Annotated in this window: 20 protein-coding genes; 9 read left to right on the forward strand and 11 right to left on the reverse strand. The window is 72.1% G+C overall.

What is annotated here, in order from left to right; translation table 11 throughout:
- Positions 1-96: 96 nt before the first annotated feature.
- The 4 genes from QMK28_RS03140 to QMK28_RS03155 form a co-directional block, all read right to left on the reverse strand.
- Entirely contained in the window at positions 97-1,224 is a 1,128-nt protein-coding gene (locus QMK28_RS03140; RefSeq protein ID WP_326435392.1) for an LLM class flavin-dependent oxidoreductase, read from the reverse strand.
- Positions 1,225-1,340: 116 nt separating this feature from the next.
- Complete coding sequence (locus tag QMK28_RS03145) at positions 1,341-2,204, reverse strand: SDR family NAD(P)-dependent oxidoreductase (protein WP_326435393.1); 864 nt, start codon at positions 2,202-2,204, stop codon at positions 1,341-1,343.
- A 127-nt stretch (positions 2,205-2,331) separates the two neighbouring features.
- Positions 2,332-3,243 (reverse strand): LLM class F420-dependent oxidoreductase, encoded by a 912-nt coding sequence (locus QMK28_RS03150; RefSeq protein WP_326435425.1) that lies wholly within the window; start codon positions 3,241-3,243, stop codon positions 2,332-2,334.
- A 190-nt stretch (positions 3,244-3,433) separates the two neighbouring features.
- Positions 3,434-4,669, reverse strand: coding sequence for an amidohydrolase family protein (locus QMK28_RS03155; protein WP_326435394.1), 1,236 nt, complete (start codon positions 4,667-4,669; stop codon positions 3,434-3,436).
- Between the two features lie 324 nt (positions 4,670-4,993).
- Between QMK28_RS03155 and QMK28_RS03160 the strand changes: the two genes are divergently transcribed.
- The 3 genes from QMK28_RS03160 (at position 4,994) to QMK28_RS03170 (ending at position 8,952) form a co-directional block, all read left to right on the forward strand.
- Positions 4,994-8,035 carry an AfsR/SARP family transcriptional regulator gene (locus QMK28_RS03160; protein WP_326435395.1) on the forward strand — a complete coding sequence of 1,014 codons (3,042 nt, stop codon included), beginning with the start codon at positions 4,994-4,996 and terminating at the stop codon, positions 8,033-8,035.
- Positions 8,036-8,239: 204 nt separating this feature from the next.
- Positions 8,240-8,416: a hypothetical protein gene (locus QMK28_RS03165; protein WP_326435396.1), complete on the forward strand. Its 177-nt coding sequence runs from the start codon at positions 8,240-8,242 to the stop codon at positions 8,414-8,416.
- Between the two features lie 335 nt (positions 8,417-8,751).
- Positions 8,752-8,952, forward strand: coding sequence for a hypothetical protein (locus tag QMK28_RS03170; RefSeq protein ID WP_326435397.1), 201 nt, complete (start codon positions 8,752-8,754; stop codon positions 8,950-8,952).
- 127 nt (positions 8,953-9,079) lie between these two features.
- On the opposite strand, the gene QMK28_RS03175 is transcribed toward QMK28_RS03170, so the two are convergent.
- Positions 9,080-10,768 (reverse strand): fatty acid--CoA ligase family protein, encoded by a 1,689-nt coding sequence (locus QMK28_RS03175; protein WP_326435398.1) that lies wholly within the window; start codon positions 10,766-10,768, stop codon positions 9,080-9,082.
- Between the two features lie 123 nt (positions 10,769-10,891).
- Between QMK28_RS03175 and QMK28_RS03180 the strand changes: the two genes are divergently transcribed.
- The 3 genes from QMK28_RS03180 (at position 10,892) to QMK28_RS03190 (ending at position 13,448) form a co-directional block, all read left to right on the forward strand.
- Positions 10,892-12,043: a lipid-transfer protein gene (locus QMK28_RS03180; protein ID WP_326435399.1), complete on the forward strand. Its 1,152-nt coding sequence runs from the start codon at positions 10,892-10,894 to the stop codon at positions 12,041-12,043.
- A 155-nt stretch (positions 12,044-12,198) separates the two neighbouring features.
- Entirely contained in the window at positions 12,199-12,648 is a 450-nt protein-coding gene (locus tag QMK28_RS03185) for a Zn-ribbon domain-containing OB-fold protein (protein WP_326435400.1), read from the forward strand.
- A complete protein-coding gene (locus tag QMK28_RS03190) occupies positions 12,645-13,448 on the forward strand; it encodes an enoyl-CoA hydratase/isomerase family protein (protein WP_443050518.1) in 804 nt (267 codons plus the stop codon). The genes QMK28_RS03185 and QMK28_RS03190 overlap by 4 nt, the downstream gene beginning before the upstream one ends.
- Before the next feature lie 128 nt (positions 13,449-13,576).
- On the opposite strand, the gene QMK28_RS03195 is transcribed toward QMK28_RS03190, so the two are convergent.
- The gene (locus QMK28_RS03195; RefSeq protein WP_326435401.1) at positions 13,577-14,029 is read right to left on the reverse strand and encodes a hypothetical protein; all 453 of its coding nucleotides are present in this window, start codon (positions 14,027-14,029) and stop codon (positions 13,577-13,579) included.
- Positions 14,030-14,173: 144 nt separating this feature from the next.
- Positions 14,174-14,761 carry a hypothetical protein gene (locus QMK28_RS03200; RefSeq protein WP_326435402.1) on the reverse strand — a complete coding sequence of 196 codons (588 nt, stop codon included), beginning with the start codon at positions 14,759-14,761 and terminating at the stop codon, positions 14,174-14,176.
- Positions 14,762-14,918: 157 nt separating this feature from the next.
- Here QMK28_RS03200 and QMK28_RS03205 point away from each other — a divergent pair, with 157 nt between their 5' ends.
- Complete coding sequence (locus tag QMK28_RS03205) at positions 14,919-15,743, forward strand: hypothetical protein (RefSeq protein WP_326435403.1); 825 nt, start codon at positions 14,919-14,921, stop codon at positions 15,741-15,743.
- Positions 15,744-15,768: 25 nt separating this feature from the next.
- Here QMK28_RS03205 and QMK28_RS03210 read toward each other — a convergent pair whose 3' ends face one another.
- Both QMK28_RS03210 and QMK28_RS03215 read right to left on the reverse strand, forming a co-directional pair.
- Positions 15,769-18,567 carry a serine/threonine-protein kinase gene (locus QMK28_RS03210; RefSeq protein WP_326435404.1) on the reverse strand — a complete coding sequence of 933 codons (2,799 nt, stop codon included), beginning with the start codon at positions 18,565-18,567 and terminating at the stop codon, positions 15,769-15,771.
- A 291-nt stretch (positions 18,568-18,858) separates the two neighbouring features.
- The gene (locus QMK28_RS03215; RefSeq protein WP_326435405.1) at positions 18,859-19,821 is read right to left on the reverse strand and encodes a VOC family protein; all 963 of its coding nucleotides are present in this window, start codon (positions 19,819-19,821) and stop codon (positions 18,859-18,861) included.
- A 370-nt stretch (positions 19,822-20,191) separates the two neighbouring features.
- On the opposite strand from QMK28_RS03215, the gene QMK28_RS03220 reads away from it, so the two are divergent.
- Positions 20,192-20,839, forward strand: a complete 648-nt coding sequence (locus QMK28_RS03220; RefSeq protein ID WP_326435406.1) for a TetR family transcriptional regulator — start codon at positions 20,192-20,194, stop codon at positions 20,837-20,839.
- Positions 20,840-21,207: 368 nt separating this feature from the next.
- Here QMK28_RS03220 and QMK28_RS03225 read toward each other — a convergent pair whose 3' ends face one another.
- The gene (locus QMK28_RS03225; RefSeq protein WP_326435407.1) at positions 21,208-21,681 is read right to left on the reverse strand and encodes a nitroreductase family deazaflavin-dependent oxidoreductase; all 474 of its coding nucleotides are present in this window, start codon (positions 21,679-21,681) and stop codon (positions 21,208-21,210) included.
- Positions 21,681-23,156 carry an acyl-CoA dehydrogenase family protein gene (locus QMK28_RS03230; RefSeq protein WP_326435408.1) on the reverse strand — a complete coding sequence of 492 codons (1,476 nt, stop codon included), beginning with the start codon at positions 23,154-23,156 and terminating at the stop codon, positions 21,681-21,683. The genes QMK28_RS03225 and QMK28_RS03230 overlap by 1 nt, the downstream gene beginning before the upstream one ends.
- A 163-nt stretch (positions 23,157-23,319) precedes the next feature.
- On the opposite strand from QMK28_RS03230, the gene QMK28_RS03235 reads away from it, so the two are divergent.
- Positions 23,320-24,558: a thiolase C-terminal domain-containing protein gene (locus QMK28_RS03235; protein ID WP_326435409.1), complete on the forward strand. Its 1,239-nt coding sequence runs from the start codon at positions 23,320-23,322 to the stop codon at positions 24,556-24,558.
- The last annotated feature ends 181 nt before the right edge of the window (positions 24,559-24,739 follow it).

Below are 24,739 nucleotides of genomic sequence, written 5' to 3' on the forward strand. Positions count from 1 at the left end.
GCGCCCCCCGGCCCGGGATCGAGCCCCGGCCCGGGATCGAGCCCCGGCCCGGGATCGGGCCCCCGGCCGGGGATCACGTCACGGGCCGGGGCGGGATCAAGCCCCGGCGGCCTGCCGGAAGCGGTTCGTCCGGTGTACCGGATCCGTGTCGATCTTCGGGATGACGTGCTCGCCGATCAGCTTGATCGTGTTGAGCGTGTCCTCGGACGAGATCCCGATCGGCAGCCCGAAGGAGAGCTGGTCCGCGCCCGCCTGGTCCCAGCGCTTGCACTGGAGGAACACCTCGTCCGGGTCACCGCAGATCATCAGCTCCTCGGCGATGAGCAGCTCGATGATCTCCTCGGTGTACTCGGGCAGCAGCGCCGGCCACTTGGGGATGCCCTCGGGCCGCGGGAAGGTGTCGTGGTAGCGGAACAGCAGCGACTGGAGGTAGTTCAGCCCGCCGCCGACCGCGATGTCGACCGCCTTCTGATGCGTCTCCGCGCAGATCGCCGTCGAGGTCACCATCACGTTGTCGTTGACGAAGTCGCCGATCGGCTCGGCCTCCTTGACGGCCGTCTTGTACGAGTCGACGACCCACTCCATGTCGGAGACCTTCTGCACACTGAAGCCGAGGACGCCCAGCCCCTTCTTCGCCGCCATCGCGTAGGAGGACGGCGACCCGGCGGCGTACCACATCGCCGGGTGCGACTTCCCGTACGGCTTCGGCAGGATCTTGCGGGGCGGCAGCGACCAGTGCTTGCCCTCGAAGCCCGGGTATTCGTCCTGGAGCCACATCTTGGGGAACTCGGCGATCGTCTCCTCCCAGATCTCCTTGGTGTGGTTCATGTCGGTGACGCCGGGGATGAAGCCGAGGATCTCGTGGCTGCCCGCGCCCCTGCCCGAGCCGAACTCGAAGCGGCCGCCGCTGAGATGGTCGAGCATGGCGACCTTCTCGGCGACCTTGACCGGGTGGTTCACCTGCGGCAGCGGGTTGAAGATGCCCGAGCCCAGGTGGATGCGGTCGGTCGCGTGCGCGAGATATCCGAGGAAGACATCGTTGGCCGAGAGGTGCGAGTACTCCTCCAGGAAGTGGTGCTCGGAGGCCCAGGCGTACTTGAAGCCGGACTTGTCCGCCTGGATGACGTACTCGGTCTCCTCCATCAGCGCGTGGTGCTCGGCCTCGGGGTCTGCCTTCGCCCGCGAGGCGGGCACATATCCCTGTACAAAGAGCCCGAATTCCAAGGAGGTTCACCGTCCTTAAGTTTCTGACGCATCGTCAGATTGAGTCGACTGTCGCACCGGCCGTACGAGCCGTCAATACCTGACGAGACGTCAGATCAGGCTGTCCGGGGACCGGCTCAGAGAACCGAAACCCCCGCGAGCCAGCCGCCGTCGATGACAAAAGGCTGCCCAGTGATGTACGAGGAATCCTCGGCGGAGAGGAAGAGCGCCAGCCTGGCCACCTCCTGCGGCTGCCCGATACGCCCCATCGGCACGAGCTTTCCGTAGAACTCGTCCAGCGCCCGCACCGATGCCTGCGCTGATTCCTGCGCCGCCTCCGCCGCCTCTCCCGCCTCTCCCGCCTCTCCCGCCTCCGCCGCCGGGGGACCGCCGCCCGCCCGCACCCCGGCCGGCACCTGGTCCGGGTTGGTCATCGGCGTGTCGATCGCCCCCGGACACATCGCGTTGACCCTGATCCCCTTGGCCGCCAGCTCCATCGCCGCCACCCGGGTCATCCCGACGATCGCGGCCTTGGTCGCCGCGTACGCGGTCAGGTACGCCATCCCGGTCAGCGCCGTGTACGAGGCGGTGTTCACGATCGTGCCGCCGCCGGCCGCCTCCAGCTCCGGGATCACGGCCTTCATCCCGAGGAACACGCCGACCTGGTTGACCTGCACCACGGCCTGGTACTCCGCCAGCGGAGTGTTCACCAGTTCGTTGAAGCGCAGGATTCCGGCGTTGTTGACCAGCCCGTCGATCTTCCCGAAGGCGGCCTTGGCGGCGGCGACGGCCGCCGTCCAGTCGTCCTCGCTGCTCACGTCGAGGTGGACGTAACGCGCCGCGTCCGCGCCGAGTTCCTCGGCCAGCGCCGCGCCCTGTTCGTCGAGCACATCGCCCAGCACGACCCGCGCCCCCTCGGCCGCGAACAGCCGCGCCTCCTGCTCGCCCTGCCCGCGCGCCGCACCGGTGATGACGACGACGCGCCCGTCGAGCTTGCCCATAACTGTCTCCCGCTCCTCGCCCGCCCGGAACTGCCCGCTGATTCCTGTTGTCTGCTGCCCGCCGCCCGCCGACGGAACGCCGACCGCCGAGACGCGGAGCCACAATCAGTCGTTCAAAAGCAACCGTTCAATCGTTGAGATGCGGAGCCACCCCGGCCGCGAATGCCGCCATCTGATCCGTGAGTTCGCCCCGGCTGCGGCTGCGGAACCGCACCTGGATCTGCCGCACGCCCATCGCCCGGTACTCGCGCAGCGATTCGGCGAGCGCCTCCGGCTTGCCGGACAGCACCCGGCGGCCGACCTCCCAGCCCGGCTCGCCCACGTACAGCGGTTCGGCGATGGCGCCGATGGTGAGCGGCTCGGCGTTGCCCGCCTCCTCGCGCAGCGCCAGCAGCTTGGCGATCTGCCCGGGCAGCCGCTCGCGCGGGTCGCCCTGCGGCAGCCAGCCGTCGCCGCGCACGGCGGCCCTGCGCACCGCGGCGGGCGATGAGCCGCCGACCCAGATCGGCGGCCTCGGCGACTGGGCGGGCCGGGGCGCCTGCCCCAGCCCCTCGAAGCGGTAGAACTCGCCCTCGAAACGGGGGAACTCCTCCGGACCGAGCGCGGCCTTGAGGGCGTCGATCGACTCGTCGAGCACCGCCCCGCGCCGCCGGAAGTCGGCGCCGAGCACCTCGAACTCCTCCTGTACGTGTCCCGCCCCGACCCCGAGGATCAGCCGGCCGCCGCTGAGGTGGTCGAGGGTCGCGTACTGCTTGGCCGTGGCCAGCGGATGCCGGAGCCCGAGCACGGCGACATGGCTCATGAGCCGTACCCGCTGGGTGATCCCCGCGAGGAACGCGAGGGTGGCGACCGGGTCGTACCAGACGGTGCTCATCGCCTCGGCGAGCCGGCGCGGGATCGCGACGTGGTCGCACGAGGCGATGTAGAAGAAGCCGAGCCGGTCGGCGGCGCGGGCGATCTCCGCGAGATCGTCCGGACCCGCGGCCGCCTCCCAGGACTCGGCGTAGATGGTGCTCTGCGACTGGATCGGGAGCTGCATCCCGTACACCAGTTGCTCTGCCGGCACGATCTGGACCACGTGGGTGGCCTCCCCTCGGGCCTGCGGCGGGCCTCGCGCCCGCCCGTGCGGCCCCATCGTCGTAACTGCTGCCGTATCGGTGCTCTGCCGGATCGGCGCTGCCGGACGGGGCGAGCCCCGAAACCAACAAGCCCCGGCGCGCCCCCGCCCACTACCCCGCCGCGCCCCCCGCCCCCGCCCACAGCCCGTCCGGCGTCAGCCCCAGCAGTTCGATCGCGTTGCCGCGCACGATCCGCTCCACCACGCCCTGCTCCAGGTGCCCCATCTGCGCCTCGCCGACCTCCCTGGACTTGGGCCAGGTCGAGTCCGAGTGCGGGTAGTCCGTCTCGTAGAGGACATTGCCGGCGCCGATCGCGTCGAGGTTGCGCAGCCCGAAGGCGTCGTCGAAGAAACAGCCGTAGACATGCTCGGTGAACAGCTCGGACGGCGGCCGGAACACCTTGTCCGCGACGCCGCCCCAGCCCCGGTTCTCCTCCCAGACCACGTCGGCGCGCTCCAGGATGTACGGGATCCAGCCGATCTGGCCTTCCGCGTACATGATCCGCAGGTTCGGGAAGCGTTCGAACTTGCCGGACATCAGCCAGTCGACCATCGAGAAGCAGCAGTTGGCGAAGGTGATCGTGGAGCCGACGGCCGGGGGCGCGTCCGCCGAGGTGGACGGCATCTTCGAGGACGAGCCGATGTGCATGGCGATGACCGTGCCGGTCTCGTCGCAGGCCCGCAGGAACGGGTCCCACTCGTCGGTGTGGATGGACGGCAGGCCCAGATGCGGCGGGATCTCGCTGAAGCAGACGGCGCGCACGCCCCGCGCCGCGTTGCGCCGCACCTCCGCCGCCGCCAGCTCGGCGTCCCACAGCGGAACGAGGGTCAGCGGGATGAGCCGGCCGTGCGCGTCAGGACCGCACCACTCGTCCACCATCCAGTCGTTGTACGCCCGCACCCCGAGCAGCCCCAGCTCGCGGTCCTTGGCCTCGGTGAAGGTCTGGCCGCAGAAGCGCGGGAAGGTGGGGAAGCAGAGCGCGGACTGGACGTGGTTCACGTCCATGTCGGCCAGCCGGTCCGGGACCAGATACGAACCGGGCCGCATCTGCTCGTAGGTGATGCCCTCCAGCCGGATCTCGTCCCGGTCGTAGCCGACGGCCGTGTCCAGCCGGGTCAGCGGCCGGTGCAGATCCTCGTACACCCACCAGTCGGCGATCGGCCCGTCGTCGCCGGGCACGCCCATCACCGGCGCGAACTTCCCGCCGACAAAGGTCATTTCCTTCAGCGGGGCCCGCACGATGCGCGGTGCGACGTCCCGGTACTTCGACGGAAGTCGGTCGCGCCAGACGTCGGGGGGCTCAACCGTGTGATCGTCCACCGAGATTATCTTCGGGAAGCTCTCCATGGCCGACACGGTAGCGCTGATCTGACGATCCGTCAGCTAAGTTGGCACGGCAGCCCCCCGCACCCGCGCCGGCCCGCGAACCGGACCCGTGCACCCCAACAGGCCAGGCCCACGCCCCGGACCGACGACTCATCACCCCGCGAAGGAGCCCGAGGAACCGCGTAGCAACCCGCGGAACGAACCGCGTAACGAACGCCCGGACGGGCCCGGCGCGAGGGTCCCGGCGTACCGGGCTTGTGTAGAGCCAGTGGCCCCTACTGACGCGGGAGTCATGAACAAGGCAAACTGACCTGTGCGACAGGACTCTGACAACAGGGGGCAGCGATGGACGGTGGCAGCGGCACGCGCGGCCGCTCCGCAACGCGGGCGCCGGAGGCTCCGGGAGCACCGCAGGCGCCGGCCGGACAGGGACGAATCGGCAGGCAGCGACAAGAATCGGGGCAGCGCGGGCAGCAGCGGCGACAGGACGAGCGGCACCTTCGCTTCGCCGTACTCGGACCCGTACGCGCCTGGCTCGGCGAGGAACCGCTGCCGCCGGGCTCGCCGCAGCAGCGCGCCCTGCTCGCCGCTCTGCTGCTGCGCGGCGGGCGCACCGCGAGCGCCTCGGAACTCGTGGACGCGCTCTGGGGCGAGGAGCCGCCCTCACAGGCGCTGGCCGCGCTGCGCACCTACGCGTCCCGGCTGCGCAAGGCGTTCGGCGAGCACGCCGACGACCTGATCACCGAGTCCGGCGGCTACGCGATCCGCACCTCGGCGGGCGGGCTCGACCTCGCCCTCGCCGAGCAGTACGCCGGCACCGCGGAGAAGGCGCTGGGCAACGGCGATCGCGCCCGCGCCCGCGATCTGATCAACCTCGCTCTCGGCCTGTGGGAGGGCGAGCCGCTCGCCGGCATCCCCGGCCCGTACGCCGAGACCCAGCGCACCCGGCTGGAGGAGTGGCGGCTCCAGCTCATCGAGTCGCGGCTCGACATGGACCTGGAGGTCGGCCGGCACGCCGAGGCCATCTCGGAGCTGACCGCCCTCACCGCCGCTCACCCGCTGCGGGAGCGGCTGCGCGGGCAGCTGATGCTCGCGCTCTACCGCAGCGGACGGCAGGCGGAGGCGCTGGCCGTCTACGCCGACACCCGCCGGCTGCTCGCCGACGAGCTGGGCGTCGACCCCTGCGCGGAGCTGGCCGAGATGCACCAGGGCATCCTGCAGGCCGACGCGGGCCTGGCCGTCCCGGCCGCCGAGCCGGACGCGCAGCCCATCGTGCTCGTGCGCCCCGCCCAGCTCCCCGCCACCGTCGCCGACTTCACCGGCCGCGCGGCCTTCGTCACCGAGCTGAGCGAGCAGCTCATCACCGCCGAGGGCCGGGTGATGGCGGTCTCGGCCGTCGCGGGCATCGGCGGCGTCGGCAAGACGACGCTGGCCGTGCACGTCGCACACGCGGCCCGGCACCACTTCCCCGACGGGCAGCTCTACATCGACCTCCAGGGCGCGGGCTCCCGCGCCGCCGAACCCGAGGCGGTCCTCGGGGCGTTCCTGCGCGCGCTGGGCACCTCCGACAGTGCGATCCCGGACTCAATGGACGAGCGCGCCGCGCTCTACCGCTCCACGCTGGACGGCCGCCGGGTGCTGGTCCTGCTCGACAACGCGCGTGACGCCGCCCAGGTCCGGCCGCTGCTGCCGGGCACGGCGGGCTGCGCCGCGCTCATCACCAGCCGGGCCCGGATGGTGGACCTCGCGAGCGCGCATCTGGTCGATCTGGACGTGATGAGCCCCGAGGAGGCGCTCATCCTCTTCACCCGGATCGTCGGCGCCGAGCGGGTCGGCGCGGAGCGCGACGCGGCGATGGACGTCGTCGCGTCCTGTGGCTTCCTGCCGCTGGCGATCCGCATCGCGGCCTCCCGGCTGGCCTCGCGGCGCACCTGGACGGTCTCCGTACTCGCCCGCAAGCTCGCCGACCAGCGCCGCCGCCTCGACGAGCTCCAGGCCGGCGACCTCGCGGTGAAGGCCACCTTCGAACTGGGCTACAGCCAGCTGGAGCCCCAGCAGGCGCGCGCCTTCCGGCTGCTGGGCATGGCCGAAGGGCCGGACATCTCACTGTCCGCCGCCGCCGCGATGCTGGACCGCGACCCGTACGAGACCGAGGAGCTGCTCGAATCGCTCGTCGACACCAGCCTGCTGGAGTCGGCCGCTCCCGGCCGTTACCGCTACCACGACCTGGTCCGGCTCTACGCGCGTGCATGCGCCGAGCGCGACGAGCAGCCGCCGGAGGAGCGCGACGCGGCCCTCTCCCGGCTGCTGGACTTCTACCTCGCGACGACGGCCGCGGTCTACGCGCTGGAGCGGCCGGGTGAGCGCGTACACGACCACTTCGAGCCCACCCGACATCCCGGTCTCCTCATCCCCGATCGTGAGACCGCGCTGGACTGGCTGTTCGCCGAGGCCAACTGCGTGCTGGCGTGCGCCCAGCAGTCCGCGACCGCCGGCATGCTGCGGCGCGCCGCCGACGTGCTGATGGCCGCCGTCGACCTCGCCGAGTCGGGGGCCAACTCCCGGCAGTTCGAGCGGGCCGCTACGGCCGTCGCCGACGCCGCCGCGAGGGCGGGCGACGCGCAGGCCGAGGCGCGGGCCAGGACGATGCTGACGCACGCCTACAGCGTCGCCGGCCGGTTCGCCCAGGCCGACGAGGAGGCCGGGAAGGCGCTGTTGCTCGGCCGCGAGGCGGGGGACCCGGTGCCCTGCGGCCAGGCGCCGAACCAGCGCGCCATCATCGCGATCTACGAGAACCGGCACGACGACGCGGAGTCGTACCTCCAGCAGGCCCTGACGGCCTTCAGGGCGGACCGCAACCACCCCGGCGAGGCCGCCGTGCTGTGCAACCTCTCGCGCGTCCACCTCGCCACCGGGCGTACGGCGAGCGCGGTCGAGCTGGCCGAGCAGGGCATCCACATCTACGACAGCCTCGGGCTGGCTCTGCGGCTCGCCAACGGCAAGTACGCGCTGGGCCTCGCCCTGACCCGGGCCGCCCGCACCACGGAGGCGCTCGACTGCCTCGGGGAGGCGCTCGGCATCTTCCGCGACAGCCGGCAGCCGCTCTGGGAGGGCATGGCCCACTTCCGGCTCGCGGAGGCCCACCTCGCCGCCGGCCGGCCCGCCCAGGCCGCCGGTCACGCCGAACAGGCGCTGGCGCTGCGCGGCATCGGCGGGGAGTGGCGGCGCGGCACCATTCTGACCGTGCTGGGCACCGCGTTGTCCGAGGTCGGCCAGACCGACAGGGCGCAGGCCTGCTGGCGCGAAGCCCTGTCGATTTTCGAACACCTGGGCGCGTCCGAAGCCGGTGAGGTGCGGGCTCTGCTGACCCCGTGCGCGGCTGCGTAGAGCCGCTTTGGCGGCGTTCATCAATCGTTTATCGGGGCACGGCAATCTCAATGCCAACGGTCCGTCGTGTCGGGGGGCAGACGGGCCGCTGGTGAGGCCTCACCCATAAGGTGAACGGCCCTGAGAGGCCCGCCCGGCCGCCCACGGGGGAGCTGCCGGGTGGGCTCTGCCACCCAACGAGAACAGCCATTGGAGCTGATTGCGATGAGCGAAGCCAAGAAGCGCAAGCCCGGCGGCGTCAAGCCCACCGACGCCCACGCCAGCGACGTCAAGCCCACCGACGCCCACGCCAGTGGTGAGCAGATCACCACGATGGACGCGCATGCCAGCGGCGGTACGCCCACCCCTCAGGACGCCCACGCGTCCTCCGAGCAGCCGTAAGCGCACCACCACCATGAACGGCCGGCCTTCGGGGGAGGGCCGGCACGGGGGGACCGGCCTTCGGGGGAGGGCCGGCACGGGGGACAAGACCGGCCTTCGGGGGAGGGCCGGCACGGGGGAAATACCACGGGGGAAGGCACGGGAACGGGGGAAGGCACGGGGGACGGCAGGGGCCGGCGCTGACGGCGGGGAGGGGAAGCCGTCAGAGCCGGCCCCTGGCGCGTGCGGAACGCGCCAACCTTTCGTGGCTTCAAGCCAGGAGCCTCGAACGTTTGCTCCCCCTGGCGCTAGGTTCGCCTGATAACGACAACTACGTTCGTCCCATAGGAGTTGGAATGACCCGCATCAAGAAGGCCCTCGCCACGCTCGTCATAGCGGCCGCCGCGACCGCGGGCGCCGCCGGTACGGCAGTCGCCGACAGCCACGCCTCCGGAGGCGCGACGTTCGGCAAGAGCCAGCAGGGCGCCGGCGACAGCGTCTCGTACCGGACCGTCGAGCCCTCGCAGACGGGACCGCTGGACTCCCACGCGTCCTGATCCGGGCGTACGGAGCGGGGGCCGAGCCGGTTCATCCGGCCGGCCCCCGACCGCGTTCGGCCCGCGTTCGGCCCGCTCCCGGCTACGTCCAGCCCGTGTATCCAGCCCGCGTCCAGCCCGCGTCCGGCTACGGGCCCGCCCGCAGCCGCGTCTTCAGCACCTTGCCGCTCGCGTTGCGCGGCAGCTCGCCGACGAACTCGACCTCCCTCGGCACCTTGTAGTTGGCCATCTCCCGCCGGGCCCAGGCGATCAGCTCGTCGCCGGTCAGCGTCGCGCCGCGCCTGCGTACCGCGTACGCCTTGCCGACCTCGCCGAGCCTGCCGTCCGGCACCCCGACGACCGCCACCTCCGTGACGTCCGGATGCCGCCCGATGAGCAGCTCTATCTCGGCCGGGTAGGCGTTGAAGCCGCCGACGATGAACATGTCCTTGATCCGGTCGGTGATCCGCAGATTGCCGTCCGCGTCCAGCACCCCCACATCGCCCGTCCGGAGCCAACCGTCCGCCGTGATGGCCTTCTTGGTCTCCTGCGGGTCCTCGAAGTAGCCCGACATCACGTTGTAGCCGCGCACGACGATCTCCCCCGGCGACCCGGGCGGCAGTTCGGCGTCGTCGGGGCCCACGACCTTGACCTCGGTGTCGGGTATCGCCCGCCCCGAAGTGCCCGAGATGACCTCGGCCCGGTCGCCCCGGCGGCACATCGTGACCGTGCCGGACGCCTCCGTGAGGCCGTACGCGGTCAGCACGGTGGCGATCCGCAGTTCGCTGCGCAGCCGCTCCACGAGTTCCAGCGGGACGACCGCCGCGCCCGTCACCACCAGCCGCAGCGCCGACAGGTCGTGCGCGCCGCGCGCCGGATGGTCCAGGATCGACTGGTGCAGGGTGGGCGGGCCGGGGAGTACGGAGATCCGTTCGGCCGCGATGTTGGCGAGCGCGGTGTCCACGTCGAAGACCGGCTGCGGCACCATCGTCGCGCCGCGCACCAGGCAGGCGATGACGCCCGCCTTGTAGCCGAAAGTGTGAAAGAACGGGTTGACGATCAGATAGCGGTCGCCCGCGACCAGCCCCGCGAACTCGCTCCACACCTCATAGACGCGCAGGGTCTGCTCATGGGTGATCACCACGCCCTTGGGCCGGCCCGTCGTGCCCGAGGTGAAGGTGATGTCGGAGGGGTCGGACGGCCGCACCGCGTCCGCCCGCTCGCGCACGACGCGCGGCGCGACCCCGTCGCCGCCCGCCAGGAACTCCTTCCAGCTGCGGAAGTCGGCCGGCGCGTCGTCGGACAGCACCACGACCTCACGGAGGTGCGGCAGCCCGGGGAGCGGGGCGGGGGCGGTGCCAGGGGCGGCGGGGGTCTGCCCGGCGCTCGAAGCGGGGTCCCGGCCGGCCTCCGGAGCGCGGCGCTCGTCCTGGGCCGCGCCCGGCCCCTCCCCCGCCGCCCGCCGCAGCGAGGCGACGTACGACGTGCCCAGGAAGGTGCCGGTGATGAACAGGAGCTTGGCGCGGGTGCGTTCCAGGACGTACGCGGCCTCGGCCCCCTTGAAGCGGGTGTTGACCGGGACGAGCACGCCCCCCGCGCTCACCGAGCCCAGCGCCGAGACGATCCAGTCGACGGTGTTGGGGGCCCAGACCGCGACCCGGTCGCCGGGCTCGACTCCGGCCGCGATGCAGGCCGCGGCGGCCCGTTCGACCCGCTCGCCCAGCTCCGCGTACGAGAGCCGGGTCCGGCCGTCGACCACCGCCTCGCGCTCGCCGTATCGCTCCGCGGCCGCCCGTACCAGCCCCGGGATACTCCCCAACTCCAGGTCACCGCACATCAAGAGCCTCCAGAGCCTCCACCGAAATAGCTGACTACCCGTCAGATTAGCGGTAGCGTTCCCCGCTGTCAGCAATGTCGCTGTCGACGGTGCCAGCACTGCCGACGGGCCATGGAGGTGGCGATGGGGGCAACCCTCAAGGACGCTACAGCGATCGTCGGCATAGGGCAGACGGCGTTCGCCAGACAACTGCCCGAATCCGAGAAGACCCTGGCCTGCCGCGCGATCACCGCCGCGCTCGCGGACGCGGGCATCGATCCGTCCGAGGTCGACGCCTTCGCCTCGTACACGATGGAGGAGACCGACGAGGTCGAGGTCGCCAAGGCGATCGGCGCGGGCGACGTGACGTTCTTCTCCAAGACCGGTTACGGAGGCGGCGGTTCCTGCGCGACCGTCGCCCATCTCGCCGGGGCGATCGCCACCGGGCAGGCGAGCGTCGGCGTGGCCTGGCGGTCCCGCAAACGCGGCTCGGGGCCGCGCCCCTGGAGCAACACCACGGCCCAGCTCCCCACCCCCGCCCAGTGGACCCGCCCGTACGGGCTGCTGCGCCCCGCCGACGAGATCGGCATGCTCGCCCGGCGCTATATGCACGAGTACGGCGCGACCCGCGACCACCTCTTCAACGTCGCGCTCGCCTGCCGCAACCGGGCCAACCAGAACCCCGCCGCGATGATGTACGAGCGCCCGATGACCCGCGAGTCGTACATGACGGCCCGCTGGATCAGCGAGCCGCTCTGCCTCTTCGACAACTGCCTGGAAACGGACGGTGCGCTGGCCTGCGTCATCGTCTCGGCCGAGCGGGCCCGCGACTGCCGGCAGCGGCCCGTCTACGTCCACTCGGTCGCCCAGGGCCTGCCCGCCCAGCACCACGGGATGGTCAACTACTGGACGGACGACCCGCTGACCGGCCCGTCCTGGACCGCCGCCCGACACCTGTGGAAGTCCGCGGACTTCGGGCCGCAGGACGTCAACGTGGCGCAGATCTACGACGCCTTCACCCCGCTCATCCCGCTCTCCCTGGAGGGGTACGGCTTCTGCGGACGCGGTGAAGGAGCCTCCTTCACCGAGGGCGGCGCGCTGGAGAGCGGCGGCCGGCTCCCGATCAACACCGGGGGCGGCGGGCTGAGCGAGGCGTATGTACACGGCTTCAACCTGATCACCGAAGGCGTCAAGCAACTGCGCGGCGTATCCACCGCCCAGGTCCCGGACGCCTCGACCTGCCTGGTCACGGCGGGCGAGGGCGTCCCGACGTCGGCCCTGCTGCTGAGAAGTTGAAGGCCGCAGGCCGAACGCCGCGCGGCGAGCGGCGGGGTTCGGCCCGTCGGCTGCGAACTGCGAGCTGCGAACTGCGAGTTGCGGGGTTCGGTCCGCCGGCTGCGAGCTGCGAACTGTGAACTGTGAACTGCGAGTCGAGAGGAACTGACTGACAGATGACAGATTCTGTTACCGGACTTTTGATACCTGTCCCCGATGAGGACGGCGCGCCCTTCTGGGAGTACGCGGCGCGCGGCGAACTCCGCGTCCAGGCGTGCGCCGGCTGCGGCGAACCGCGCTTCCCGCCCCGCCCCTGCTGCCCGCGCTGCCAGTCGTTCGACAGCGAGTGGCGCCGGATGACCGGTCGCGGCCGCATCTGGTCGTATGTACTGCCGCACCCGCCCCTGCTGCCCGGTTACGCGGCCCTGGCGCCCTACAACACGATCGTGGTCGAGCTGGCCGAAGCGCCCGCGATCCGGCTGGTCGGAAATCTGGTCACCTCGGCGGACGCCCCGATCAACTCCGTCGACCCCGCCAAGCTCCGCATCGGCGCCGCGGTGAAGGTCGCCTTCCATGACACGGGCGAGGGCTTGACGGTCCCGCGCTGGCTGCTGGAGCGGCCATGACGGCCAAGGCCGTACGCGTCGAGATGGCCGCCGGAGACGGGGACGGCGGCGGGGGCAACGTCGGAGTCGCGGTCGTCACCATCGACCGCCCAGAGCGGCACAACGCGATCGATCTGCCGACGGCGGCCGAACTGACCGACGTCTGGCGCGGTTTCCGGCACGACGACGCCGTCCGCGCCATCGTCCTGACCGGCGCGGGCGAGCGCGCCTTCTGCACCGGCATCGACCGGTCGGCCGAGGTGCCGCAGCCCGGCTCGCCGTACTCCATGGACGATCCGCTGCTCGCCATCGGGCCGAAGGCGAACGACCTGTGGAAGCCGGTGATCGCGGCCGTCAACGGGATGGCCTGCGGCGGTGCCTTCTATCTGCTGGGCGAGAGCGAGTTCATCATCGCCTCCGAGGACGCCGCCTTCTTCGACCCGCACACCACCTACGGCATGGTCAGCGCCTACGAGGCGATCTCCATGGCGCAGCGGATGCCGTTCGGCGAGGTCGCCCGGATGTCGCTGATGGGCACGGCCGAGCGGCTGTCCGCGAGGAGTGCCCACCGGACCGGACTGGTCTCCGAGATCACGCCGCCCGGCATGGCGGCAGCGGCCGCGGTGCGCGCCGCCGCCGTCATCGCGTCCTACCCGACCGAGGCGGTGCAGGGGACGGTGCGGGCCCTCTGGGCGGCGAAGGAGGCGGCGCGCACGCAGGCGCTCGCGCACGCGCCGCATCTGATCGCGCTGGGCAACATCGAGCCGGAGCGGCAAGCGGATCTCTTCACGGCGCGCACCCGCGAGTTCCGCACGCGGTGACGGGCACGGGATGACGGGCACGGGATGACGGGCACGGGGCGGCTGGCACGGGCAAACCGGCACGGGGTCGCGGGACGCGACCTCGTGCGGGCACGAACAACCCCCCTGGCCGGCGAACCGGCCGGGGGTCAGCTGCGGTTGACGCTGGTGACCTCGCAGCGGGTCACCTCGGAGCCGTCGCCGGTCCCGGTGTAGGGCGTGGTGGCCTCGCTCTCCGCCGTGGCGCTGGAGGTCACGCTGAGGTTGCTGACCGTCGCGGTGCCGACCGAGGTCTTGCTCGCTGTCTGGAACTCGACGGTGATGTTGTACGAGTAGTCGGACGTCGAGCTGGTGTTGTTGACCTTGAGCTTGGCGAGCATGTTCTTGCCGGAGGCGTCGAACCCGCAGCTCGCTATGTCGACGTCGCGCTTGGCGTCGCCGGCCCGGCTGCCGCCCGAGCCGATGCCACCGGAACTGGAGCTGGAGCTGGAGGACGAACCGCTGTCGCCGCTTCCGCCGCTGGAGCTACCGCTCGATCCACCACAGCCGCCGCCGTGCGAGCCACGTGCTCCCGTGAGCGCGACAACCGCGATCCCGAACACAGCGATTGCGCGCGCATGACGAAGCTTCACGCTTCTACCCCCGAAGTTTGAACCCAGAAATTTGGCTGGAATGGGCACCCAGTTGACGGGCGCACGTCAGATTAGCAATGACGTCCCACGCCCCCAAATCGTCAGGGCGCCGACTCAGGACACGGAGTCGAGGACGCACTTGGTGATGCGCTTGGTTGCAGTGGAGTCGGTGGGAAGGACGTCGACGTTCCCGGTCTCGCCACCGTCCAGCGTCGTCACCGCGGTTCCGCTGGTCAGGAGCTTGCCGACGTTGTCCTTGAAGTCCACCTCGACGGTGTACGCCACCGAGACGCTGCTCGTGTTGCGGACCTCGACGGTCGCGGCGCTGCGGCTCCCCGTCCCGTTCCGCGAACCGGTCTTCGACCCGCGCCTCTTGCCGGTGCCGGAGGCCCCGACGCACTTGATGACCCGCGCCTCCGCCTGGCCGGTACTCGCGCTGCTCGTGGAACTGTCGGTGCTGCCGCTCGACGAGCTGCCGCTGTAGTCGTCGTCGCCGTAGTCGTCGCTGTCGTCATCGTCATAGTCGCTGCGGTAGCCACTGGAGCCGCTGGAGCTCGACCCGGAGCTGGAGCTGTCGCTCGAACTGCTGCTGCACCCACCGCCGCCGCTCCCGTGGCTGCGGCTCCCGTGACCGCCGTGCCCGCCGCCCCGGAATCCGGTCAGCGAGACGAGAACGACGAAGACCACTGCTGTGAGTCGCATATGACGACGTGCCGTGTTTCCCATGTTTCCCCCGATGGAAGCGATGAACGCGCCACGCTAGCAGCGCCCCGCACCCCCCGACGCCGCTGCCCCGGATGGCGACTCCCCCGGGCCCGGCGTAGCGTCGTAACGCCTACAGAGAACGGGGTCGAAGCCCATGGTGCGCAACGTGATCGGCTCCGTGGTGGCCGTCATCGGGGCGGCAGCCGCCGTCCGCAGCCCTTTCAAGCCCTGGTACCAAGGCCGTCAGGGGCGTGATTTCGCCGTTGACGACCTCTTCCGGGGCATCACGTCCGACCGTCCCGATCTGGCGGCTTCCCTGCTGCTGCCGATGGCGTTCGCGGCCGTGCTCGCCCTCATCGGGCTACTGCTGCGCTCGCGGCTGCTGACCGGCTTCGCGGGCGTGGTGGCGCTGGGCTTCACCGTGCTGTGGATGGTCCGGCAGGGGCAGGAGTCCGGCACGCTGACGGTCGGCGGCGACGGCGAGGGGCTCGGCCTGGGCGTGGCCTACGCGTTCGGCGGCGGGCTGCTGCTGCTGATCGCGGCCGTCATCATGAGCGGCCGCCGCTCGCTCGGCCGCAGGCCCTCCGACACCGGCGGTCCCGGCCAACCGCACGCCCCGTACCCGGAGGTCGACTCCATGGGCTGGGACACCCAGGGGCACATGGGGCACCACCAGCCGATGCCGGAACAGGGGCCCACGACGCAGACTCTCCCGGTCCAAGAGGACGTCGGCCAGTACCCGACCCAGTACCCGGACCAGTACCCGGGCCAGGAGACCACCGGCGGGCACCCGGTCCCGCCGCCGCCCGCCCAACAGCCGTCCGTGCAGCAGCCACCCGTACATCATCAGTCGGCCACGCCCCCGGACCCCGAGCAGCAGGCCCCCTGGCCCGACCAGTCCTACGGAGAGCCGGCCCCCTGGGAAGCGCCCGCCGACCGGCCCCCGGCGCAGCAGCCCCCGGACGGCCCGCGCTGGTGAGCGGCGGCCGGCCGTCGAACCACGACTACGCCGAGCGCCCCGTCCCCGTTCCCTTCACCGCGTCCAGCGCGTACACGCAACGGTCCTTGCTGCACGCGTAGACGACGCCGGCGGCCACCACCGGCGAGCCGGTGATCTCGCCGCCCGTCGCCAGCTTCCAGCGCAGTTGTCCGCCCACCGCGTCGAGCGTGTAGAGGCAGTGGTCGGCCGAGCCGAAGTGCACCCGGCCGTCCGCGACGACCGGGGACCCGATGACGTCGCCGCCCGCCGCGAAGCGCCACTTGGGCGTGCCGGTGACCGCGTCCAGCGTGTAGAGCGCGCCACCGCTGCCGAGGTGGACCGAGCCGTCGGCGACGAGCACCGGTTCGACGCTCTGCCGCGACTCGGTCGCGATCCGCCAGCGGTCCCGGCCGTCGGCCGCGTCCAGCGCGTAGACCGTGCCGAGGTAGTCGGCGACGTACACGCCGCCGCCCGTGACGGCCGGCCCCGGGGCGTACGCGGGCGGGCTGAGGAAGACGGCGGGCGCCTCGAAGCGCCAGCGCACTTCGCCGCGCGCGATGTCGATGGACAGCACGCGCGTCCCCGCGGTCACATACACGGACCCGTCGGCCGCCGGCAGCAGCCGCATCGGCACGCCGCCGCACGAGGCCGCGTCGCCCACCGGGTACGACCAGCGCTCGGTGCCGGTGCGGGCCTCCAGGGCGCGCAGCCGGGCGTCGGCCCAGACGAAGACCGTGCCGTCGTGGATGGCGGGGCCCGCCTCGGGCGTCTCGAAGTCGGCCTGCGCGCCGCTCATCTCCCACAGCAGCTCGCCGCTGGCCGCTTCCCACGCCTGGACGCCGCCGCCGCGGGTTCCGGTGACGACGGTGCCCCGGTCCACCTGTACGGAGTAGACCCAGCCGTCGGTGTTCAGCCGCCACCGCTCGGTGCCGTCCGCCGCGTCGAGCGCGTACAGGCTCGGCCCGTCGGAGGCGTGGATACGGCCGCCGGCGACCGCCATGGCCCAGGCGACCTCGCGGGTCTTGAACTGACGGCGGCCGGTGGCCACGTCGAGGGCGTGCACTTCGAACGAGGTGACGTAGAGCCGGTCGTCGGCGACGGTCGGGGTGCCCCACACGTCGTTCGACATCCGGAACCGCCATGGCCGCCAGCGCGCGGGCGCACCCGGCGCGCCCTGTGCGGCGGCCGGTTCGCCGGACTGGCCGACGGGCGAGCCGGAGCCCGGTCCGATCCCGCCGATCGCGCTGTCACCGGCCGGGGAGGGTGCGGGCACGGCCGCCGCGGGGGCGTCCGTACTCACCGCGCCCGCCAGCCCCGGCATGGGGCCGGCCGCGCCGTTGGGCGGTCGCACCCAGGCGGTGGCGGGGCCGCCGTCCGGCTGCGCCTGTGCGTGGCCCTGCGCGTCACGGCCGTCCGCGACCCGCGGACCGGGCCCGATCGGCACCTGGGAGCCGGGCAGCCGTACGGGTCCATCGCGGCCGGGCCCGCCGACGGCCGCCGACGGGACGGGGGCGTGCGCGACGGGCGCGGGGGCGCGCGTGGGCGCTGCGGTGGGCGCGGCGTGCGCGCCCCGTCCCGAGCGCCCCGGGCCCTCGGGGCCCTCGCCGGGGTAGCCGGCCGGCTCGGGGCCGACGGTCATGCTGCGCGGGTCGCCGCCGTGCCGTGCGGCCGGGCGGTCCCGGCGCGCCGCGCCGGGACCGCCGGGGCCCACGGGCGAGCCGCGCCAGGCAGCGTCCCAGTCGGAGCCGCCGACGGCCTCGCCGGCGCCCGGCGCGGGCTCGTACGCAGGGGGCGGCGGCAGCACCGGGGCCTGCGGGGCGGCGGCACCGCGCGGCGGCGGCTCCTGCGGCGCACGGCCGCGTCCGGCTCCGGAGTCCCGGCCCGCGCCAGCGGCTGCTGTCGCGCCCGCGGCGGCTTTCGCGGCGGCCACCCGGCCGCCGCGTCGCTGCTCTATCATCGCGACGGCCCGGCCGGGCAGCCAGGCCGACGCCGTACCGCTGTCGTCGTCGCCGGAGCCGAAAAGGTGCGGCGCGAGCTGTGACTGGAGGTCGGCGGGGCTCGGCCGGTGCTCGGCGGCCATGCCCATACAGGAGTCGATGAGCGGCCGAAGCTCGTCCGGCAGCCCGTCGAGATCGGGGCCCTCCCGGAGCAGCATGAAGACCGTCTCGACCGGATTGGCGCCGTGGAACGGGGCGTGCCCGGTGGAGGCGAAGACGAGCGTCGAGCCGAGCGAGAAGACATCGCTCGCGCCGGTCACACTGCGTGAGTCCCGCGCCTGCTCGGGCGACATGTAGGCCGGCGTGCCCACCGCCACGTTGGTCATCGTCAGCCGGGTGTTGGACACCCCGGAGGCGATGCCGAAGTCGATGACGCGCGGACCGTCCTCGACGACCAGCACGTTGGAGGGCTTGAGGTCGCGGTGGACGAGCCCCGCGCCGTGGATGGACTGGAGGGCTTCGGCGATCCCGGCCGCCAGCCAGCGCACGGCTTGCGCGGGCATCGGGCCGCACTCGTTGATTATTTCTTCCAGGGAGGGCGCCGGGACGTACGCGGTGGCCAGCCAGGGCACCGCGGCGCGCGGATCGGCGTCCACGACGGCAGCCGTATAGAAGCCGCTGACCGCGCGGGCCGCTTCCACTTCACGTGTGAAGCGGACCCGGAACAGCTGGTCCTCGGCGAGCTCGGTCCGTACCGTCTTGATCGCTACCCGCCGGCCTGATGCCGAGCGGGCGAGATAGACCAGCCCCATGCCGCCGGCACCGAGTCGGGCGAGCACCTCGAACGGGCCGATCCGTCTCGGGTCGTGCTGCGTCAGCTGCTCCACTACTTACCTGCCACCTCCCCGTGGGTCCCCCGTGCAGCGTCTCACTGCCAACCGTCCTGGGGTACACAGCCTGATTCTTCCTGGCTCAGGCGGCGGTTGCGAACCCGGGGGCGCTTGGTCGCGTCCCGGGCACCCCGTCGGACGGGTCGGAACACGGCCGTCCCTTGCCCGCAAAGCTCTGCGGCGCATCGGACGGCTGGTCGGACGAGCAGCCCAAAACCCTTGCCGGGCTGCGCCGTCCGCAGTCCGACAAGGGTAGTTGGAAGTTCCCCGGCGGTGGCCGGGGAGCCGTCAGTCCTCTTCCGCGAGGTCGATGACGGCGAAACTCGCCCCCTGGTCGTCGATCACAATCGCGAAACGGCCGTACGGCGTGTCTTGCGGCTCCCGGCTGACGCGGCCCCCCAGCTGCCGGGCTCTGCGGACCGCCGCGTCACAGTCCGCCACCGCGAAGTAGGTGAGGAAGTGGGCGGGCAGCTCGGCCGGGAAACTGTCGTCGAGGACACAGCGGCCACCGACCGCGTGCTCGGCGTCGACGGGCTGCCCGGCGGGCGCCCAGATCTTGAAATCGAAGACGCTGGGGGCGGGATTCGCCTGGTCAGGGGCGGTCTGGTCGGGGTCGGGGTCGGAGTCGGGGTCGGAGTCGGGGTCGTCAAGGTCGGCGGACTCCCCTGCTTTCGCCGCGTCCGCCCGCTCGGGGCCTGCCCGCTCGGGGCCTGCCCGCTCGGGGCCTCCCCGCTCCGAGCTCGGCTGCTGCCCGAGGCTCTCCCCCGCCATCTCAAAGCCGAAGACCTTGCCGTAGAAGGCGTCCACCGCCTCGGGCTCGCGGGTGTAGACCTCGGTCCAGCAATACGTGCCGGGGACGTCCTGACGTTCGAAACCGGGATGGCTGCCCGGCTGCCAGCAGCAGAAGACCGCGCCGCCCGGGTCGGCGGCCATCAGCATCGCGCCGAATTCGCCGACCTGCGTCGGATCCATGATCACTTGGCCGCCGGCCTCCCGGATCGCCGCCGCGGCACGGGCCGCGTCCTGGACCGCGAAGTACAGATTCCAGACGGTGGGCATCCGGCCGTCGGGCTTGGGTGCGAGGGCCGCGACGCGCTTTCCGTCGAGGAGGGCCTGTGTGTAGCGGCCGTATTTCTCCTCGCCGCCCTCGAAGGTCCAGCCGAACAGCTCACCGTAGAAGCGCTTGCCCGCTTCCAGGTCGGGCAGCATGACGTCCGCCCAGCAGGGCGCACCGTCCACGAATGCGGCCATGGGACCGGTTCCTCCCGTGTAAGGGATACGTACGAAGGGTGCGAAACTGTCGCATTCGCAACGCTAACCGGGGATCTTCCATTGCGCCCGAGCCATGCTCGAACACCCGGTTCATTTTAGTCGTGCCGTGCCAAAGGAGTACGGCACTTCCGCACATCGCCCGCAAAAGTTATCCACAGCCTGTTGATAAGACGAATCGCCGGTACGGCCCAGGCCCCGGCGACAGAACTGTCCGATAACGCTCGCTCCCCATTCCGCCAGGGCTGCCCGCCGACCGGCGCTGAGCTGGATGTTCTCGACCACAGCCGCCAGTCTCCCCATTTGCATGCGGCCAAATCGCGCCCCTCTCACCCCTCGGTAAGCTGACGGCATGACAGGACAAGTTCGAACCGTCGACGGCAGAGTGGCCGGGCGTCGCGGCCAGGCGACGCGGCAGAAGCTGCTCGACTGCCTCAGCGAAATGCTCAGTTCATCGCCCTACCGGGACGTCAAGGTCATTGATGTCGCCCGGAAGGCGGGGACGTCCCCTGCGACCTTCTACCAGTACTTCCCCGACGTAGAGGGCGCTGTCCTCGAAATCGCGGAGGAGATGGCCAAGGAAGGCGCGAGCCTGACCTCTCTGGTCGCAGGCCGCACCTGGATCGGCAAATCGGCCTGGCAGGCGGCCGAGGAACTGGTCGATGGCTTCCTCTCCTTCTGGCGCAAGAACGACGCGATTCTGCGCGTCGTGGACCTCGGCGCGGCGGAGGGCGACAAGCGGTTCTACAAGATCCGCATGAAGATCCTCAACGCCGTCACCAACTCCCTCACCGACTCCATCAAGGACCTTCAGGCGAAGGGCAAGGCCGACAAGGACGTCAGCCCCGCCGCCATCGCCGGCTCGCTCGTCGCCATGCTCGCCGCGGTCGCCTCGCACCAGAAGGGCTTCACGAGCTGGGGCGTCAAACAGGCCGAACTCAAGCCGAACCTCGCCCTGCTCGTCCACCTCGGCATCACGGGCAAGAAACCGACGAAGTAACCGACGAAGCAACCCCAGCCGCCGAAGCGGGCAGCGCCGGCGCTCACACGCCGACTGCGACGCGCCGCGCCGAAAGCGCGGCGGCCCGCTTCGCTCCACTTCGACGCACGGGGCCGTAGCCCCCATCCCGTCCTGCCATAGCTGCGCCTCGCACACGGGCGCCGACCATCCCTCCGGAGAAGAGAGCCGAGGAGGGGCGGGCGGCGCCCGTGTGCGCGCGGCGGGCTGCGCGCGGCGGGCTGCGCCGCGGGCACGACGCATGGCGTGCGACGGGCGACGAGTTGGGGACGGCGGGCGACGGGGTTGCGCCGCAGGCGCGGGCTTGCGCCCCCCGCGCATGCCGCGTCCCGCAAGCCCCCTCCCCGCCCTCAGCCGCGCGGCTCCAGCCTGAACAGTCGGATCTCCCGTTCCACCCGCGCCTGATAGCTCGCGTACGGCGGCCAGAACTTCAGCGCCGCCTTCCAGACCGCCTCGCGCTCCGCCCCCTCCAGCAGTCGCGCCCGTACGGGGATGTCGCGGCCCTTCCAGTTGACGTTCGCGTCCGGGTGCCGCAGCAGATTCCCGGTCCAGGCCGGATGGCCCGGCCGCCCGAAGTTGCTGCCGATCAGCACCCAGCTGCCGCCCTTCTCGGGCATGCAGGCCAACGGCGTACGCCTCGGCTGCCCGCTCTTGGCACCCGTCGCCGTCAGGATCACGCCCGGCAGCATCGTGGCGCTCAGCAGCACCCGGCCCCTCGTCAGCCGGTGCACCGCGCGGTCCATCGCCGGGATCACATGCGGCGCGATCCGCCCGAACATCCGGGTCGAGGAGACCCGCTGCACCATCCGCGCCCCTACGGCCATCAGCCGCTCACCGCCTCTCGCGCCTGGCCCTGGCCCTGGCCCTCGCCCTGTTCCGCCCGAGCCTCCTGAGACTCCCCCGTCCCAGAGCCGAACAGACCTGACTGCTCGGCCGCATGCGCGCGGAGCCGCTGCACGGGCCCGAACAGCAATTCGTCGGAAGCGGCCCGCTTGAACGCGAGGTGGGCGTCGTGCTCCCAGGTGAAGCCGATACCGCCGTGCAGTTGCACCGCCTCGCCCGCCACGGCCCGCAGCGCCTCCAGCGCTTGCGCCAGCGCCAGCCCGCCGACCGCGCGCCGGCTCGCGTCCACCTCCGCTGATGTCGCAGCCCGTCCGGTTCCACTGGACCCACTGGACCCACTGGCCCTGTTGGCCCCGTTGGCCCCGTTGGCATCGGCCGCTCCGCCGGAGTCGGCCCCGGAGTCGCCTGCCCCGGCGGACCACGCCGCGTAATAGGCCGCAGAGCGTGCCACCTGGACCTGTACGTACAGGTCCGCGAGCCGGTGTTGCACCGCCTGGAAGGACCCGATCGGGCGGCCGAACTGTTCCCTGGACCGCACATATTCGACCGTCCGCGACAGCGCGCGATCCGCCGCGCCGACCGCCTCCGCCGCCAGCGCCGCAGCCGCCCCCGCGCCAACCGCCGCCAGCGCGGCCGAGACATCCAGCTCGTCGCTCGCGCCCAGCAACTCGGCCGGTGCGTCACGCAGTTCGATACGGGCCTGCGGCCGGGTCTCGTCCAGCGCGGTGAGGCGCGTACGGACCAGCCCCGCGCCCCCAGCGCACGCCCCAGCGCCCACCGCGCCCGCTTCCGCCCCCGCTTGCCTCTCCGCTCCCTTCTCCGCTTCCGTCCCCGCCCCCGTCCCCGCCTCCGGCCGTACGACGAAGATCAGAGTGCGGCTGCGGGCATAACCCCCGGTGTGGGCGGCCACCAGCAGCAGCCCGGCACTGTGGCCGTCGAGGACCTGGTCCGCCTCGCCGTACAGCCGCCATCCGCCGGCCTCCGCCCGCGCCTGCACCCCGCCAGCGCGACCGCCGCCCGCCCACCCGCCGTCGTGCCCGCCGGTCAGTCCGAGCGCGGCGGACAGCACGGCGCCGGGCACGGCGAGTGCGCCGGTCAGCTCACCGGAGGTGATGCGCGGCAGCAGCGCGGCGCGCTGCGCGGCGGTGCCGAGCGCGGCGATCAGCGGTGCGACGAGCGCCGCCGTGGCGATGAGGGGTGAGGGCAGTAGTACCCGGCCGGTCTCCTCGCAGGCCAGGGCCAGTTCCGTGGCCCCGCAGCCCACTCCGCCGTACTCGGCGGACACCGCCAGTCCTGGCAGCCCCAGCTGCTCGGCCAGCCGCCGCCACAGCTCCTCGTCGTAACCCGCCGCGGTACGTGCCGCGGCCTTGACCTCGTCCGGTCCGCAGCGCTTGAGCAGCAGTTCGCGCAGCGTGCGGCGGATCTCGTCCTGCTCCTCGGTGAACGCGGCATCCATCGGCGGGCTCCTCCCGGCCGTACAACCCAATCCGTCGGATCTGACGGGCCGTCATACTAGAGACGGCACTGACACTTTCCTAGGGCCGCGATGCCTGCGCGAGGCGGCGGTCGGCAGCCGCTCCCCCTGCCGACCCGCGATAATCTGATGTACCGTCAGATTCATGTCCGCTGCCCGACGCGCCGACGCCCGCCGACTCCAACCCCAGGGCCGGCACGGCCCGCACCAGCCGCACGACCCTCCGCGCCGACGCGTCGCCGTCGCCGGGGTCGCGCTCGCGGACTGCGGGCGGGTCGACGAGGCCACCCCGTACGCCCTGCACGCACAGGCGGCCCGCCGCGCCCTCGCCGACTCCGGGCTCGACCGCTCGGTCATCGACGGCCTCGCCTCCGCCGGGCTGGGCACACTCGCCCCGGTGGAGATCGCGGAATACCTCGGCCTGCGCCCCACCTGGGTCGACTCCACCACGGTCGGCGGCTCCACCTGGGAAGTGATGGCCGCCCACGCGGCGGACGCCATCGCCGCCGGTCACGCCAACGCGGTACTGCTCGTCTACGGCTCCACCGCCCGCGCGGACATCAAGGCCAAGCGGCGCACATCGAACCTCGCCTTCGGAGCGCGCGGCCCGCTCCAGTTCGAGGTCCCCTACGGCCACACCCTGGTCGCCAAGTACGCGATGGCCGCCCGTCGGCACATGCACGAGTACGGGACGACGCTGGAGCAACTGGCCGAGATCGCCGTGCAGGCGCGCGCCAACGCCGCGCGCAACCCGGACGCGATGTTCCGCGACCCGATCTCGGTGGACGAGGTCCTGGCCGGCCCGATGATCGCCGACCCCTTCACCAAACTGCACTGCTGCATCCGCTCGGACGGCGGCTGCGCCGTGCTGATGGTGGCCGAGGACTACGTGCCCGACACGGTCAAATCGCCGGTGTGGGTGCTGGGCTCCGGCACCTCCGTCTCGCACGCCGGCATGTCGGAGTGGGAGGACTTCACGGTCTCTCCGGCAGCGGTCTCCGGGCGGCTCGCGTTCGAGCGGGCGGGCGTGCGGCCCGCGGACATCGATGTGGCCGAGATCTACGACGCCTTCACGTACATGACCCTGGTGACGCTGGAGGATCTGGGATTCTGCGCGAAGGGCGAAGGCGGCGCGTTTGTGGAGAAGGGCCGGCTGCTGCGGGACGGCGAGCTGCCGACGAATACGGACGGCGGTGGCCTGTCCGCCTGCCATCCGGGGATGCGCGGGCTGTTCCTGCTGGTCGAGGCGGTCCGACAGTTGCGCGGCGAGGCGGGTGCGGGGCAGGCCCGCAAACCGGGCGGCCGCCTCCCGCGACTCGCGGTCGCCTCGGGCACGGGAGGCTGGTTCTGCTCCTCGGGAACGGTCATCCTGGGACGCGACTGACCGACGGTCCGCCGTCATATGGACGGACGGACGGGCGGACGTGCGGATGGCCGGCCCGGCCGACCGGCGCACCCCGTATCAGCGCACGCCCCGCCCGCACGCCCCAGCGCACCTCGCGCGCCGGCTCGACCACGCACTCCACGCGCCCCACGCGCCCCACCCCCCACCCCGTACCCCGTAC

It is taken from the genome of Streptomyces sp. H27-D2, from assembly GCF_035828615.1.
Lineage (GTDB): Bacteria > Actinomycetota > Actinomycetes > Streptomycetales > Streptomycetaceae > Streptomyces.